The following is a 15,826-nucleotide window of genomic DNA, read 5'->3' on the forward strand; positions in this document are numbered from 1 at the left end:
AGGACATCAACAAGGGTTTCGACCTCATGCATGAGGGCAAGTCGATCAGGAGTGTCGTGGTTTACTGAGGGCGGCCCCACGCCGCGGGCAACGGGCCCGCGACCTCTGTGGTCAAAAATGGGAGGAGAAAAGCATGGCGGAAAAACTGCATCCGAAAATCGACAATGGTCTGCCCAGGGAGAGTGCGAGCTTTATCGGCGGCACGCTGGTCTGCGCCTGTACCAGCAATCCGGTCAAGGTGAAGGTCAAGGGCCAGATCGCCCACAACCACGCCTGCGGCTGCACCAAATGCTGGAAGCCCGAAGGGGCGGTGTTCTCGGTGGTGGCCGTAGCCGGCACCGGCGACGTCACCGTCACCGAGAACGGCGACAAGCTGAAGGTGGTGGACCCGAGCGCGTTGATCCAGCGCCATGCCTGCACCGGCTGCGGCGTCCACATGCATGGACCCGTCGAGCGCGACCATCCGTTCAAGGGCCTGTCCTTCATCCATCCCGAGCGCTTCGAGGAGGATGGCTGGTCGCCGCCGGGCTTTACCGCCTTTGTCTCCTCGATCATCGAATCCGGTGTCGACCCGAGCCGCATGGACAGCATTCGCGGCCAACTGAAATCGATCGGCCTCGAACCTTATGACTGCCTCAACCCCGGCCTGATGGACTATATCGCCACCTGGACCGCCAAGAGGTCGGGAGCGCTTCCGGCCTGACGACCATGAGATTTGAGGCATGGGGCCGGACGGGTTGCCGGCCCCATGCTCATTTGGAGAGACAATGCCCGCACCCGCCATCCTCGTCGACGCAGACGCTTGCCCGGTCAAAGCCGAAGTCGAAAAAGTTGCCGAGCGCCACGGCGTCGTCGTCACCTATGTTTCCAATGGCGGCCTGCGCCCCTCCCGCGACCCCATGATCCGCAATGTCGTCGTGTCCAAGGGTGCCGACGCCGCCGACGACTGGATCGTCGAAAACGCAAAACCCAACGACATCGTGGTGACCGCGGACATTCCACTGGCCGCACGCACGGTGGCGCTCGGGGCCCATGTATTGGGGCCGACCGGACGTCCCTTCACGCCGGAAACGATCGGCATGGCGGTGGCAATGCGCGACTTGAAGCAGCATCTGCGCGAGACCGGCGAAAGCAAGGGCTACAATGCGAGCTTCGCACCGCAAGACCGCTCACGGTTTCTCGGCGAACTCGACCGCATCTTGCGGCGCGCTCTAAAATCCGCCACACCGCAGTAGAAGCCCAGCGCCATTCGGAACCATCATGGCCGCCGAAATCCCCTCCAGCACGCCCATGCACCGGCACATGCTGTTCGCGGTGTCGGCTTGTGTCGGCGTCTTTGCGCTTCTGATGGCGCTGCTGCTTCATGCGCCGCTCGCCTATTCGATCGGCGCCAACGCCTTTTTTGCCGCCTATGTCACGCTGGTGGTCGCCCAGATGCCCAAATTCACCGGCATCTATCTCAGCAAGAATGCGCGGGCCGCCGATCAGCCCGTGCTGGTCATCTTCGCCGTGACGCTGGTCGTCGTTGGCGTTGCCATCACAGCACTGTTCCAGTTGATCAACCAGAAAGGCAGTTCGAACGCGATGGAGCTCGGCTTCGCGCTGCTATCGATTCCCCTCGGCTGGTTCACCATCCACGCCATGGCGGCATTGCACTATGCGCATGTGTACTGGATGGACGGCGACCTGGTCGATGCCGGAACCAAGAAGAAAATCCCGGTCGGCGGCTTGCTGTTCCCCGGCGACAAACGGCCGGAAGGCTGGGATTTTCTGTACTTCTCGACGGTCATCGGCATGACGGCGCAGACCGCCGACACCAACATCTCGACAACCCACATGCGCCGCGTCGTGCTTGTTCATTCGATCCTGTCGTTCTTCTTCAACACGGTCATCGTCGCCGCCGCCGTCAATCTCGCCGTCAGCCTGGGCGGCCCTTGAGCTTCGATCTGATATTTTCGTGATCGATGAAACATCGGCTTGGCTGGCGACGTATCAGGAGGAGAATGATGCAGACAGCGGCCGCGCCGGATGGAACGGCCAGGAAGCGAGACCAGATGGAATCGGTTGCCATGAACCAACCCGCCGCCAGCGCGGACAGTGACGCTACGAAGGCCACGACATTGATCTACCGGCAATCGGCCTGGACGCGGCTGACGCACTGGCTGTGGGCCATCTCGCTCTTCTTCATGCTGCTTTCCGGCCTCCAGATCTTCAACGCCCGCCCGCAGCTCTATCTCGGCAAGCAGTCCGGCTTCGACTACAACAACACCGTCTTCGCTATCGGCGCCGAGAACACGAATGCCGGGCCGCGCGGCTATACCGAAATCCTCGGACACCGCTTCGACACGACCGGCGTGCTCGGCTGGTCTGGGCCGGCAGGACAAGAGACGCCCCGCGCCTTCCCGTCCTGGGCGACGATCCCGTCATACTACGACCTCGGCACGGCACGCGTCGTGCATTTCTTCTTCGCCTGGGTGCTGACGACGACGCTGCTTGTGTGGCTGGTCGCCAGCCTGGTCAACGGCCACATCAGACGTGACCTCGCCCCTCGCCTGGACGATCTCAGGCGCCTATCGCAAGATATCGCCAATCACGCCAGGCTGAAATTCCACCACACGCGCGAATACAACACGCTGCAGAAAATGGCCTATGGCGGCGTGCTGTTCGTGCTGTTGCCGCTGATGATCCTCACGGGGCTCGCAATGTCGCCAAGCATGAATTCGGTGCTGCCGTTCCTCAACGACCTGCTCGGCGGCCGGCAGACGGCGCGCACCATCCATTTCACCGTCATGGTGCTGCTGGTCGCCTTCTTCATCATCCATATTCTGATGATCGTCGCCGCCGGCCCGATCAACGAACTGCGCTCGATCGTCACCGGATGGTATCGGACCGATCCGCCGGCCCATGACGCAAAATCCTCCGAAAGGAGCGCCTGACATGGCAAAATTCGAGATCAACCGCAGGAAATTCCTGACCGCGGCCAGCCTTGGCCTTTCCGGCATCACGCTTTCCGGCTGCGATGCCTTCGACAGCCAGCTCGGCGTGGGCGACGGCCTGCGCAGCTTCCTCGAAAACGCCAACGATCTCACACACCGCGCGCAACGTCTGCTCGCGGGCCGTGATTCGCTGGCGCCGGAGTTCACTGAAGCCGATATCCGTCAGCCGATGCGCCCCAACGGGGTGACGTCACCCGACGACGATACCTACAAGACCCTGCTCGCCAACAACTTCGCCGACTGGCGGCTGGAGGTCTCGGGCCTGGTCGAAAAGCCGCTGTCGCTGACCCGCGAGCAGCTCATGAACATGCCGAGCCGAACGCAGATCACCCGCCATGATTGTGTCGAAGGCTGGAGCTGTATCGCCAAATGGACCGGCACGCCGCTGTCGCTGGTCCTCGACCAGGCGGTGGTCAAACCCGAGGCGCGCTACGTCATGTTCCATTGCCTGGACACGATCGACCGCAGCCTCTCGGGCGACATCAAATATTACGGCAGCATCGACCTCATCGACGCCCGCCACCCGCAGACGATCCTGGCCTACGGCGTCAACGGCAAGCCGCTGCCGGTCGAGAACGGCGCGCCGCTGCGTGTCCGGGTCGAGCGCCAGCTCGGCTACAAGATGCCGAAATATCTCTACAAGATCGAGCTGGTCGACGGCTTCGCCGCCTTAGGAGGCGGACGGGGCGGTTATTGGGAAGACAATGGCTACGACTGGTATGGCGGGATCTGATCGCAATCGGCACGATGCCGCCATTTTATTTTGCACGTCGCATGCAGGTGACAATCCGTCGTTGACGGGCTATGGATGACGAGTCGAGGGCTTTTGCGAGCCCTACCTGTTTGCGGGAGAGAGCAGCGAGAGCTGTCGCCGAAGGGGAAATCGCCCGAAATCTCTCAGGCAAAAGAACCGTAGACGGGAAAGACACTCTGGAAAGTCGGGGCCTGCCCCCGCGCCGAAGGTGTAAGCGCTGCCGACAGAGTTACGGGGCGCGAGTCTCTCAGGCTTCAGACAGAGGGGCACGGACTGGTCGCCATTCGCGACCGATTGCGTGCGACTCTGGAGAACACATGACGGGCGACACCAAACACCTTCCTCTCGAAGACATCCACGCAGCTGCCGGTGCGCGCTTTGGCGCCTTTGCCGGCTGGTCGATGCCGCTGACCTACCCGGCCGGCGTCATGAAGGAGCATCTTCACACCCGCGAACATGCGGGCCTGTTCGACATCTCGCACATGAAACTGTTCAAGGTCATCGGGCCGGGCGCGATTCCCCTGCTCAACCTTGCCTGTCCGCTCGATGCGGGCGCGCTCGAAATCTCACAGTCGAAGCTGACATTTTTCCTGAACGAGGCCGCGGGGATCCTGGACGATCTGATCGTCACCCGGCTGGGCGATACCAACTTCATGGTCGTCGCGAATGCCGGCAACGCGATCGCCGACGAGAAGCATTTGCGCGAGCTCGCGACCGGCTTCGATGTCAAGGTCGAACCGCTCGACCGGGTCTTCCTCGCCATCCAGGGTCCCGAGGCCTGGGCGGCACTTTCGCGCGCCGGTATCGAGACCGGGTCGCTGCTGTTCATGCATGGCATCGAACCGCGAAAGAACTGGTTCATGAGCCGGTCCGGCTACACCGGCGAGGACGGGTTTGAGATCGGCCTGCCTGAGGCAGACGCGCGCGGTCTCGTGGCGAAGCTGCTCGAAGACGAGCGCGTGCTGTGGATCGGCCTTGCCGCCCGTGACAGCCTGCGGCTGGAAGCCGGCCTCTGCCTGCACGGCCAGGACATCACCGCGCAAACCGATCCGGCAAGCGCGGCGCTGATGTGGGCCATCCCGAAGGACATCCGCGCGAACGGCACGTTTATCGGCGCCGACGCGCTGCGCACCGCCGTCGAGCGCGGCTCCGCTCAGAAGCGCGTCGGCCTGAGGCCGGATGCCCGCCAGCCGGTGCGCGCCGGCGCCACGCTCTTTGACGCCGACGGCAATCCCGCCGGCCACGTAACCTCGGGCGGTTTCGGCCCGTCTGCCGGCCATCCCGTCGCCATGGGTTATGTCCCGACGCCCTTGGCGAAACCCGGAACTCGGGTTTTCGCCGACGTGCGCGGAACGAAGATTCCCGTCGACGTTTCTTCCCTGCCCTTCCTCCCGCATCGCTACCGCAAAGGATAATTTTCAGATGGCAAAGACCTATTTCACCGCCGATCACGAGTGGCTCAGCGTCGAGGGCGGCATCGCCACCGTCGGGATCACCGACTACGCGCAGGAGCAGCTGGGCGACCTCGTCTTCGTCGAACTGCCCGAAACAGGCAAGAAGCTCGCCAAGGGCGACACCGCCGTCGTGGTCGAATCCGTCAAGGCGGCCTCCGACGTCTACGCGCCGGTCGACGGCGAGATCACCGAGGCCAACGCAACGCTGTCGTCCGATCCGTCGCTGGTCAATTCGGCGGCGACCGGCGCCGGGTGGCTATGGAAAATGAAGCTTGCCGACGAAAGCCAGCTCGCCAGCCTCATGGATGAGGCCGCCTACAAAGCCCATATCGGCTGAAATCAGGACGCATTGACATGACCGCAGCACCCTACCCCTTCTCGGCCCGCCATATCGGACCCGGCATTGCCGATGTGAGAGCCATGCTGGCCGTCATCGGCGTGCCCTCAGTGGAGACGTTAATCAGCCAGGCCGTGCCGAGATCGATCCGCCTCGACCAGCCGCTGTCCCTGCCCGCGCCGGCCAGCGAAGCCGAAGCGCTGGCCGAATTGTCGGTGACCATGGCCCGGAATACGGTTCTGAAGAGCTTCATCGGCGCCGGATATCACGGCGTGCACGTGCCGCCGGTCATCCAGCGCAACCTGTTCGAGAACCCGGCCTGGTACACGGCCTATACGCCCTACCAGGCGGAGATCAGCCAGGGCCGCCTGGAAATGCTGTTCAATTTCCAGACGTTGGTTGCGGAACTGACCGGCCTGCCTGTGGCATCGGCTTCGTTGCTCGACGAAGCGACAGCGGTCGCCGAAGCGATCGGCATCGCATTGCGCCATCACCGCGACAAGCGCACCAGGGTGGCTCTCGCCGGCACGCCGCACCCGCAGACGCTGGATGTGGCGCGCACCCGCGCCGAGCCGCTCGGCATCGAGATCGACGGCGAGACGATCGACGACAACACAGCCGCCCTGCTCGTCTCCTGGCCGGACACTTTCGGCGTCTATGGTGATCACAAGGCGGCCATCGACAAGGCGCGCGCGGCCGGCGCTCTGGTCGTCTTCATCGCCGACCCGCTCGGCCTGACACTGACCGACACGCCGGCAAGGCTCGGCGCCGACATTGCCGTCGGTCCGATGCAGCGCTTTGGCGTGCCGATGGGCTTTGGAGGCCCGCATGCCGCCTACTGCGCCGTTGCCGACAAATTGACCCGGCTGATGCCCGGCCGCCTGGTCGGCCAGTCGACCGACAGCAAGGGCCGTCCAGGCTACAGGCTTGCCCTACAGACGCGCGAGCAGCACATCCGCCGCGACAAGGCGACGTCCAACATCTGCACCGCGCAGGCGCTGCTTGCCAACATGGCGACAGCCTACGCGATCTGGCACGGCCCCGCCGGCCTTCAGGCAATCGCCGGGCGCATCCACGCGCTGGCCAGCCGCCTGGCAGCCGGGCTCAAGGCGGCAGGCTTGCCGGTGATCGGCACGAGCCGCTTCGACACGGTGACGGTGGAGACGAAGGGGAAGACCGCGCAGATCGCCGCCGCCGCCGAAAAGGGCGGCCGGCTTCTGCGCGTCATCGACGCCGACCGTGTCGGCATCGCCTTCGACGAGACCTCTGACGAAGCCGACCTGGAAGCCATTGCCGCCTTGTTTGGGGCCAACCCGAGCGCGGAGGCCGCCGCCGCCATGCCCGGCAAGCCGCGCGGCAAGGAGTTTCTTACCCAACCCGTCTTCCACGAGAACAAGTCGGAAACCGAGATGATGCGCTTCCTGCGCCGGCTGGCCGACAAGGACCTGGCCCTCGACCGCGCGATGATCCCGCTGGGGTCCTGCACCATGAAGCTCAATGCCGCGGCCGAGATGGTGCCTGTGAGTTGGCCTGAAATCGCCAACATGCATCCCTTCGCGCCGGCCGCGCACTCGGCAGGCTACCGCGCCATGATCGACGATCTGGAAGGCTGGCTTTCGGAGATTACCGGCTTCGATGCGGTAAGCCTCCAGCCCAACGCCGGCAGCCAGGGCGAATATGCCGGATTGCTGGCCATCCGCGCCTATCACCGCTCGCGCGGCGAGGGCCATCGCACGGTCTGTCTGATCCCGTCCTCCGCGCACGGCACCAATCCGGCGAGCGCGGCGATGGCCGGCATGAGCGTGGTCGTCGTTCGCTGCCTGGAGGACGGCAATATCGACATGGACGACATGAGGGCCAAGGCCAACGAGCATTCCAGGAATCTCGCGGCGCTGATGTTCACCTATCCCTCGACGCATGGCGTCTATGAAGAGGGCGCGCGACATCTCTGCGCCCTCATCCATGAGCATGGCGGCCAGGTCTATTTCGACGGCGCCAACCTCAACGCCCTGGTCGGCCTCGCCCGCCCGGGCGACATCGGCGCCGACGTCTGCCACATGAACCTGCACAAGACCTTCTGCATCCCCCATGGCGGCGGCGGCCCGGGTGTCGGCCCGATCGGCGTCAGGGCGCATCTGAAGCCCTATCTGCCGGGCCATGTCACCGAAGGCTCCGCGCATGCCGTGGCCGCCGCACCTTTCGGGAGTGCCTCCATCCTGCCCATCACCTGGATGTACATCCGCATGATGGGCGCTTCCGGCCTGAAGCAGGCGACCGAGACGGCGATCGTTTCGGCCAACTACGTCGCGACGCGGCTCGCCCCACACTTCCCGCTCCTTTACAGGGGCAGGAGCGACCGCGTTGCCCATGAGTGCATCCTCGACACCCGCGTGCTCAAGGAGAGCGCCGGCATCAGTGTCGAGGACATCGCCAAACGGTTGATCGACTACGGTTTCCATGCGCCGACCATGTCGTTCCCGGTCGCCGGCACGCTGATGGTGGAGCCGACCGAATCCGAGCCCAAGCGCGAGCTCGACCGCTTCTGCGAGGCGATGATCGCCATCGCGGGCGAAGCGGCCAAGGTTGCGAGGGGCGAGTGGCCCCTGGCTGACAATCCGCTGGTCAATGCGCCGCACACCGCCGCGGAGGCGCTGGCCGGCCAGTGGAGCCATCCCTATTCGCGCCTGGAAGCGGCCTACCCCGCCGGAGACGCCGACATGGCGGCGAAATACTGGCCGCCGGTATCGCGCATCGACAATGTCGCCGGCGACCGCAACCTGGTCTGTTCATGCCCGCCGCTGTCGGACTATTTGGGCGCGGCCGAATAGTCTCGCAAACTATGCTGAGCGCAAGGCCGGCTTGATCGGCTCGGCCTTGCCCATCCTTTTGTGGCTGACGACGCAATTGCGGCCCGCGCGCTTGGCGGCATAGAGCGCTGCGTCCGCCTCGGCCAGCACCTCGCCGAGGCTGTTGCCGTTGGCGCCGCCAAAGCCGATGCCTCCGCTGACAGTGCTGCGCAAGGGACCGTGGGAGGTCGCAACGATCTCGGTGCCGAAGGCGACGCCGATCTTGCTTGCGAGCTCGTAAGCCCTCTCTTCGGTCACCCGGGACATGACGATCGCGAATTCCTCGCCGCCGAGACGAAAGGCGTCGACGCCCGTTCTGGCATATTTTCTGATGACTGCGGCGAAGCGGCACAGAACCTGATCCCCCACCGGGTGACCATAGATGTCGTTCGTCTTCTTGAAATGATCGAGGTCGAACATGACGACAGCCATGAACGGACCGAAGGCCCGTTCGCCATGGAGCGACATCAATCCCCGGCGGTTCATCAGCCCGGTCAACGGATCGGTCATCGTCTCGGCCTTCAGCTCGATCTGCGCCTGCAGGTGATGCAGGGAAAGCGTCAATGCGCCGAGACCGGTCATGCAGGCCACGGCCACGACCGAATTCAGGCGTTCGGCCCAGTTATCGGGGGCTGCCCCGAGCGTCCATTGCCCCTTGGCCACCAGGACGACCGCGCAAAGTGCAAACGACACCGCACAGGTGCCGCCTAGGAACGAAACCACCAGCAGGATTTTGCGATCATGACTGCCGTTGAGCCAGAACATGGTTCCGATCGCCGAGAGCAGCACAGTCACCGTTACATAGGTAACGATGAAGCCTACCCCGTCGAGACCGAGGGAAGTCACCGCCGCGCAGATCGTCATGGCGGCCAATGTCGGCAAAATGGCACGCCGGTAATCCGGCACGCCGAGATACTGCATGGCCGAGAGGCAGATGACCAGGAAACCGAGGCTGAGCAATGCAAGCGCGACCTGGCAAAGCAGCGGATCAGGCTCCTTCGTGTATCGCCAGAACAGGATGACATGCACAACGAGCACGAGAATGCCGCACCCCACCGTCAGCACGAAGCTGGCCCGGGGCGCGGCGAACCAGATCGCGAACATGGTGATGCTGAGGCAGATGCCCGACAGCGCGGCTGCGAGCAGGAGCGAACTGAAATCCAGCATATTGGGCGGGGGTTCCCTGAGCGTCGGCCTTACCGCTGCATTCTAGGTCAACGACAGCCATCAGACATGATTTTCAACTGATCTTCCGGCTGAGACCTTCGGATAGAGTTTACAAAGCGTCGACGCCGAGTGTCCCAAAATCGTCCTCGCGACAATCGTGGCCACCAGACAGCCGTCAGCCCTTGTTCAGGAGGGCAAGATTGGCATCGACGACCGTGGGGTCGGCCATGCCGGCCTTGGCTTCGAGCAGCAGCGCCCTTGCCTTTTTCCTGTTGCCGCGCAGCAATTGCGAATAGCCCATATTGTTGACGATCTGCGGCTTGCGCCCGGCGACCTTGAGCAACTGATCGTAGGCACGATCGGCGAAGTCGAAGCGGCCGAGTTCGTCATAGGAAGCGGCGAGGCCCATCCAGGCTTCCGGATTGTCGGCCTTCAACTCGACGGCCTTGCGGAAATGCTGTTCGGCAAGACCGTAATTCGCGTCGCGAAATTGCGCCTTGCCTTCCGCCAGATCGGATGTGCTGACGTCCTTCGCGGCCGGTTGAATGGCGGTGGTTTTGGTGGTGTCGACGCCACTCGTCGTACAACCAGACATCATCAAGACGGCCGCCATCGCGGCCATTGCCGTTAAATTGCTGTGACGCATGCCCCTGCCCCATCGCCCGGTTTTTTGCCGGGTCGTTCTTCAGGAAACACACTATTCCAGAGCAATTAAACTTAGGTGCCGAAACGCCGCCAAAATTAGGCCTTGGGTACACCAGCTATTAACCACCAGGCCGCAACGCCTCAACCATGGCCCAGCGGCGTTCTCACGGTTCCAGGGCCTTGAGCCCCGCCGGAACCGTATACCGGCTGCCGTCATAGCGCAGCCGGTAGGTTTGGCTCACGGGCTTGCCGGGATGGGACTGGCACTCGCCATTGCTGTCGGGCAACGGATTGTCGGTGTCCATCCGTTCGACCACCGTGATGTCGTGATAGCCATGATGTTTGGCCGGGCTCATCGCCAGGCTCACCTGACTGGTATGGAAGAATCCGGCGCAATTGGTATCGCCCTCGCCGCCATTGCCGGCCACGACCAGGCCATCGAGAACCATCCGCAGGGCATCGCCGTCCTCGGCATAGAGCCGCAGGTCGGTTTCACTGAAAGGGTTAGGCAGCGAATTGTTCGCCATTTCGATGCGCAGGCCGAAGGCGGAGACATCGGGCGCCAGCGCATACCGGCCGGTATCGAGTTCGACTTTGCGGATGGCGATGGCATCATCATTCATCAGCCCGGGCTGCAGCAGACGCTGGCGCACCTGCCGGCTCTTCCTGTCGATGACCAGAAGCTCGATATCGCCGGCATGCGCGTAGTCGCTGGGTTGCGAACTGTCCATCAGCGGCACCGCGACCAACAGCAGGTCGTCATGGGCGGGCCATATCTTGCAGACCAGCCCCGGCGGGTCGCCAAATGCAGACGTCAGGGCGATGCTGGTGTAGGGTTCGAGCGTGAACGAGGCACCGTCAGCGCTTTTGCGGGCGTTGGGATAGGCCTGCTGCACCAGGGCAGCGGTATCGCCGCAATCGGCTGCAGCCCAGACGGGCGACAGACTGGCCGCGGCAAGGCCGAGGACAAGAGCGCGCAACAGCATTCGCATGGACTTCTCATTCATTTGCGGACTTTGCAGATCGCCGGCTTCACTGAGTATCAGCAAATCCTAGTGGCCGGTCATTTTGACGATGATCGGAATGACCGCGATCATCAGCACCACCGGCAGGATGCAAACCACGACCGGCACCGACATCTTGGCCGGCAAGGCATGCGCTTTTTCCTCGGCCAGCGACATGCGCTTGTGGCGCATTTCGTCGGAAAAGACGCGCAGCGCCCCCGACAGGCTGGTGCCAAGCTCCTTGGACTGTTGCAGCAGCGTGGCGAAGGAGCGCACCTCGTCCAGGCTCAGGCGATCGGCGAGCGCCTTCAGTGCATCGTCGAGGCCGCGCCCGGCCCGCAACTCCAGCGACACGAGCTGCAGGTTCCGGCTGAGCGACGGGTAGGTCTTTGCGAGTTCCTTCGAGACGCGCTCGACGCCCGCTTCCATGCTCATGCCGGCATCCGAACAGACGATCATCAGGTCCATGAAATCGGGGAAGCCGTTGCGGTATTCGCGCATCTTTTCCCGTATCTTCTGGGTCAGCACCAGCCCTGGCAGGAAATAGCCGGCCACGCCCGACAACACGACGAAGGCCCAGCGGCTGGTCACCGTGGCGTCGGGACTGGCCATCCAGCGGTTGAGCACGAAGACGGCGAGCGCGATGCCCACCATCGCCGTGAAACGGATGAGGAAGAACATGCCGACGGCGCGCGGCTCCATGTAGCCCGCCTGGATGAGTTTCAAGCGCAGGCGGGCGACATTTTCCGGATCGCTCTTGGCGTAGAACTCCTGCGCCTTCTTCACCGCCTTCTCGCGAACGACACCGGTATTCTTCTTCTGGGCCGGTTCCGGCCTGGCGGCCACTGGACCCTCGTCGACCTTGAGTCTGCGCCTGACTTCGTTGCGATCGCCCTTTGCCACCACCATCGGCCAGGCAAAAGCGGCAGCGCCCACGGCCAGCAGCAGGACAGCCACCGGCATCAGCGAGGTCGGCGCGAGCGAGGCGAGGAATTCGACGACCTTCTGCATGTCAGAATTTGAAGTTCGACATTTTGAACATGATCAGATTGCCCAGCATCAGCCAGGTGACCGAGCCACCAACCATGTACCACGTCTTAGGCACGCCCCAGACGTCGCTGTAATACCCAGGCATGAATGCCATGATGGTCGTGAACAGCAGCGCCGGCACGGCCGTCAGGATATAGGCCGACAGACGGCCTTCGGTTGAAATGGCGCGCACCTTGCGGCGCAGCTTGCCGCGTTCGCGGATCGTCGTCGACAGTCCGTCGAGGATTTCGCGCAGATTGCCGCCAGAACTCGTCTGGATCGACACGGCGGTGACGAACAGCGGCAGATCCTCATGGCCGACCCTGTCGAACAGCGAATTCAGCGCCGAAACCAGATCCGAACCAAAGGTCACCTCATCGGCAATCACGCCGAACTCGGTGCCGATCGGGTCGGGCATTTCGCGCGACACCATGGCGATGGCCACCGGTACCGGATGGCCGGCCTTGAGGCCGCGCGTAATCAGTTCCAGCGCTTCCGGCAACTGCATGCCGAACCGCTTCAGCCTGCGCTTGCGCATGGAGCGCATCGCCATCACCGGCAGCACCGGCAACACGACGACAAACAGAATGGCGCCCATCAGCAGCGGCAAGCCATACCAGATGGCGGCAAGGGCCGCAGCCAGCGCCATCCCCGAAGTGATTATCAGGAACTTCGACAGCGGCATGATCATGCCCGACTGGGCGCGCAGGGCGCGAAAACGGTCAGGCGAGAACAGCGACGTGCCCGCATCGAGACCACGCTCCTTACGCAATTGGATCAGCACCTGTTCCTGACTGATCCTGTTTTCCTGCAGCTTCATGCGCCGGTTGATGGCGGTGCGCCTGTCGCTGCGGCCGGCATAGAGCAGGTAAACGGCCTCGGCGATCATGATGCCGGTCAATGCAGCCCCGGCATAGACGACATAGATCGCGCTGAATCCGTCCAACACCTGGTTACTCCTGCGGCCGGCCGGGTTCGAAATAGCGCCCGGGAAACTCGATGCCCATGGCGCGCAGGTCCTCCAGGAAGCGCGGCCGGATCCCGGTCGCTTCGAAATGGCCGAGGATCGTGCCATCGGCGTCCATGCCGGTGCGCACGAAGCGGAAGATCTCCTGCATCTGGATGACGTCGCCTTCCATGCCCGTCACCTCGGCGACGCTCGTCACCTTGCGCTTGCCGTCGGAGAGCCGGGTCAACTGGACGATGATGTCGATGGCGCTGGCGATCTGGCTGCGGATCGACTGCACCGTCATCGGCATGCCGGTCATGCCCAACATCTGCTCGAGCCGCGAAATGGCATCGCGCGGCGTATTGGCGTGAATGGTGGCCATCGACCCTTCATGGCCGGTGTTCATGGCCTGCAGCATGTCGAAGGCCTCCTCGCCGCGGCACTCGCCGAGGATGACGCGATCAGGCCGCATGCGCAGCGCGTTCTTGACGAGGTCGCGCTGCTTGAGCTCGCCATGGCCTTCGATGTTGGCCGGCCGGGTTTCCATGCGCGCGACATGCGGCTGCTGCAACTGAAGCTCCGCCGCATCCTCGATGGTGATCAGCCGCTCGTCCTCGGGAATGAAGGCCGACAGCGCGTTGAGCATGGTCGTCTTGCCGGTACCGGTGCCGCCCGAAATGATCGTCGTCTTGCGGGCATGTACTGCCGCAGCAAGCACTTCGGCCATGTTCTGGGTGATGGCGCCGAATTCGACCAGCCGGTGCAGGCCGAGCTTGTTCTTGGAAAATTTGCGGATCGACACCAGCGGCCCGTCGACCGCGACCGGGCGGATGGCGGCGTTGAAACGCGAGCCGTCCAGCATGCGGGCGTCGACCATCGGCTGCGATTCATCGACGCGGCGGCCGACCGCGGCAACGATTTTGTTTATGATTCTAAGCAGATGCGCCTCATCCTTGAACGGGATGTGGACCTGCTGCAGCTTGCCCTTCTTTTCGACGAAGCAGTTCTGATGGCCGTTGATCAGGATATCGTTGATATCGGGGTCCTTGAGCAGCGGCTCGAGCGGGCCGAGCCCGACCATCTCGTCGACGATGTCGTCGACCAGGGCATCGAGTTCGACGGTGTTGATCGCCATCCGCTCTTCGCGCGTCTTTTCCGACACGAAATCATGCACCTGCCGGCGCATCTCGTCCCTGGGCAGCCGCTCCAGCGCGACAAGATTGATCTCCTCGAGCAGCAACCGGTGGATGCGCACGCGCGCATCGAGCACCTTGTTAGCACTCTTGCCCGGCACGGCTTCGGCTTTCGCCGGCAAGACCTTCCGGCTCGTCGGGATGACGACCGCGTGGTGCGCAACCGCCGTCGGCTCGGCGGAGCGCTGGGGACGCGCATCGCGGTTCTGCAAGGTGGAAAAGCGGCTGCTCATCCGGCCTTCCTCTTCAAAAGGCTCTTGCCGAAGCCGAACAGCGATTTCGATTTGCCCGGCGCCGCCGCCACTTCCTCCGGAAGGATGATCCTCTTGAGGTCGTTGACGACGTTGGCATTGGCATCGATCTCGTGCAGCGGCACGCCGCGATCGACAGCCTCGCGCACCAGCCGGTAATTGTTGGCGATGCCGCCGACGAAATGCTCGCCGAGGATTTCCTGGACGTCCGCCTGCTTGATGCCGCTGTCAAACATCTTCTGCTCGAAACGGTTGACGATGACGTTCGGCTTCACTTCCTTGCCGGCGGTCTCGTAGACCGCCTGGATCAGGCGTTGCGTGTGGCGCAGGCACGGTACCGTCATTTCGGCGACGATGTAGAGCTTGTTGGAGCCGAGCAGCACCGTCTCCGTCCACGGAAACCAGGTGCGCGGCATGTCGATGACGACATTGTCGAAATAGGCCGAGACGAGGTCCAGCATCCGCACCACGACATCGGTCTTGAACGATCGCATCTCCGCCGGCTGCGTCGGTGCGGCCAGAACACAAAGTCCGCTGGCATGCTTCGACAGCATCACGTCGAGCAATTGCCTGTCGAGACGCTCCGGCTGGTTCTCGATTTCGGTGATGTCGAAACGCGGCTCCAGGTCGAGATATTCGGCGCAGGCGCCCTGCTGGAAATTGAGGTCCACCACGCAGGTCGAGGCGCCGCGCGTCACTGAATGATGCAGCTGGAACGCGGTCTGCAAAGCCAGCGTCGTGGTGCCGACGCCGCCTGCCGCGGGCATGAAGGTATAGATCTGCGACTCGGTGTTTTCCTCGCGCCCCGGCCCTTGCAGCGCACGCACCACCGAACGCACGAGATCGGCCGTGGTGATCGGCTTGACCAGGAAATCCGCGACCTTGAGCTGCACGAGGATGCGCGCGGCGGCGGCGTTGAACTCCTGGGTGACGACCACGACCGGCGCCTTGCCTTCCAGCCGGCGCATGACGCGTTGCAGCGCATCGATCTCCTCAAGCTTCGCTGCGTCCATATCGACGATGATCGCGCCGAGATCGGCCTCCTGGACCTCGCCGCGAAGTTCGGTGATATTCTTGTCCACCGTCGAGAGCTGGATGATCTCCGAGGCGGCAAACGCCGTCCGGGTGTCCTGCGCGAAGGTTCTGTCCGTCGATATGAGCAGGATTTTCCTGATCTTGATGCCGTTTGCCATTTATTGTC

General features: G+C 63.3%; 15 protein-coding genes and 1 riboswitch. Of the genes, 8 read left to right on the forward strand and 7 right to left on the reverse strand.

Annotated elements, in window-relative coordinates:
* Positions 1-133: 133 nt before the first annotated feature.
* The 8 genes from gfa (at position 134) to gcvP (ending at position 8,369) form a co-directional block, all read left to right on the forward strand.
* Positions 134-703 carry an S-(hydroxymethyl)glutathione synthase gene (gene gfa, locus FJ951_RS20250; RefSeq protein WP_140495858.1) on the forward strand — a complete coding sequence of 190 codons (570 nt, stop codon included), beginning with the start codon at positions 134-136 and terminating at the stop codon, positions 701-703.
* Positions 704-767: 64 nt separating this feature from the next.
* Positions 768-1,235, forward strand: coding sequence for a YaiI/YqxD family protein (locus FJ951_RS20255; RefSeq protein WP_140495857.1), 468 nt, complete (start codon positions 768-770; stop codon positions 1,233-1,235).
* Between the two features lie 25 nt (positions 1,236-1,260).
* On the forward strand, positions 1,261-1,938 hold the full coding sequence (locus FJ951_RS20260) for a DUF1345 domain-containing protein (protein WP_140517015.1): 678 nt from the start codon (positions 1,261-1,263) through the stop codon (positions 1,936-1,938).
* Positions 1,939-2,054: 116 nt separating this feature from the next.
* Positions 2,055-2,936, forward strand: a complete 882-nt coding sequence (locus FJ951_RS20265; protein WP_140517276.1) for a cytochrome b/b6 domain-containing protein — start codon at positions 2,055-2,057, stop codon at positions 2,934-2,936.
* Between the two features lies 1 nt (position 2,937).
* Entirely contained in the window at positions 2,938-3,729 is a 792-nt protein-coding gene (locus tag FJ951_RS20270; RefSeq protein ID WP_140517017.1) for a molybdopterin-binding protein, read from the forward strand.
* A 103-nt stretch (positions 3,730-3,832) separates the two neighbouring features.
* Positions 3,833-3,919: riboswitch (glycine riboswitch) on the forward strand.
* Positions 3,920-4,067: 148 nt separating this feature from the next.
* Positions 4,068-5,165 carry a glycine cleavage system aminomethyltransferase GcvT gene (gene gcvT / locus FJ951_RS20275; protein WP_140517019.1) on the forward strand — a complete coding sequence of 366 codons (1,098 nt, stop codon included), beginning with the start codon at positions 4,068-4,070 and terminating at the stop codon, positions 5,163-5,165.
* 7 nt (positions 5,166-5,172) lie between these two features.
* Positions 5,173-5,541: a glycine cleavage system protein GcvH gene (gene gcvH, locus FJ951_RS20280; RefSeq protein ID WP_140495853.1), complete on the forward strand. Its 369-nt coding sequence runs from the start codon at positions 5,173-5,175 to the stop codon at positions 5,539-5,541.
* 17 nt (positions 5,542-5,558) lie between these two features.
* The gene (gene gcvP / locus FJ951_RS20285) at positions 5,559-8,369 is read left to right on the forward strand and encodes an aminomethyl-transferring glycine dehydrogenase (protein WP_140517021.1); all 2,811 of its coding nucleotides are present in this window, start codon (positions 5,559-5,561) and stop codon (positions 8,367-8,369) included.
* Between the two features lie 9 nt (positions 8,370-8,378).
* On the opposite strand, the gene FJ951_RS20290 is transcribed toward gcvP, so the two are convergent.
* The 7 genes from FJ951_RS20290 to FJ951_RS20320 all read right to left on the reverse strand — a co-directional run bounded on the left by FJ951_RS20290 (position 8,379) and on the right by FJ951_RS20320 (position 15,818).
* Positions 8,379-9,554, reverse strand: coding sequence for a diguanylate cyclase (locus tag FJ951_RS20290; protein ID WP_140495851.1), 1,176 nt, complete (start codon positions 9,552-9,554; stop codon positions 8,379-8,381).
* 175 nt (positions 9,555-9,729) lie between these two features.
* On the reverse strand, positions 9,730-10,200 hold the full coding sequence (locus FJ951_RS20295) for a tetratricopeptide repeat protein (RefSeq protein ID WP_140517023.1): 471 nt from the start codon (positions 10,198-10,200) through the stop codon (positions 9,730-9,732).
* Between the two features lie 163 nt (positions 10,201-10,363).
* Positions 10,364-11,191: a hypothetical protein gene (locus tag FJ951_RS20300; RefSeq protein WP_181172261.1), complete on the reverse strand. Its 828-nt coding sequence runs from the start codon at positions 11,189-11,191 to the stop codon at positions 10,364-10,366.
* A gap of 60 nt (positions 11,192-11,251) precedes the next feature.
* Positions 11,252-12,214, reverse strand: coding sequence for a type II secretion system F family protein (locus FJ951_RS20305; protein ID WP_140517025.1), 963 nt, complete (start codon positions 12,212-12,214; stop codon positions 11,252-11,254).
* Between the two features lies 1 nt (position 12,215).
* Positions 12,216-13,181 (reverse strand): type II secretion system F family protein, encoded by a 966-nt coding sequence (locus FJ951_RS20310; RefSeq protein ID WP_140517027.1) that lies wholly within the window; start codon positions 13,179-13,181, stop codon positions 12,216-12,218.
* A gap of 4 nt (positions 13,182-13,185) precedes the next feature.
* Positions 13,186-14,607, reverse strand: a complete 1,422-nt coding sequence (locus FJ951_RS20315; RefSeq protein ID WP_140517029.1) for a CpaF family protein — start codon at positions 14,605-14,607, stop codon at positions 13,186-13,188.
* Entirely contained in the window at positions 14,604-15,818 is a 1,215-nt protein-coding gene (locus tag FJ951_RS20320; RefSeq protein WP_140517031.1) for a response regulator, read from the reverse strand. The genes FJ951_RS20315 and FJ951_RS20320 overlap by 4 nt, the downstream gene beginning before the upstream one ends.
* Positions 15,819-15,826 lie beyond the last annotated feature (8 nt).

It is taken from the genome of Mesorhizobium sp. B2-2-3 (assembly GCF_006442405.1).
Taxonomy (GTDB): domain Bacteria; phylum Pseudomonadota; class Alphaproteobacteria; order Rhizobiales; family Rhizobiaceae; genus Mesorhizobium.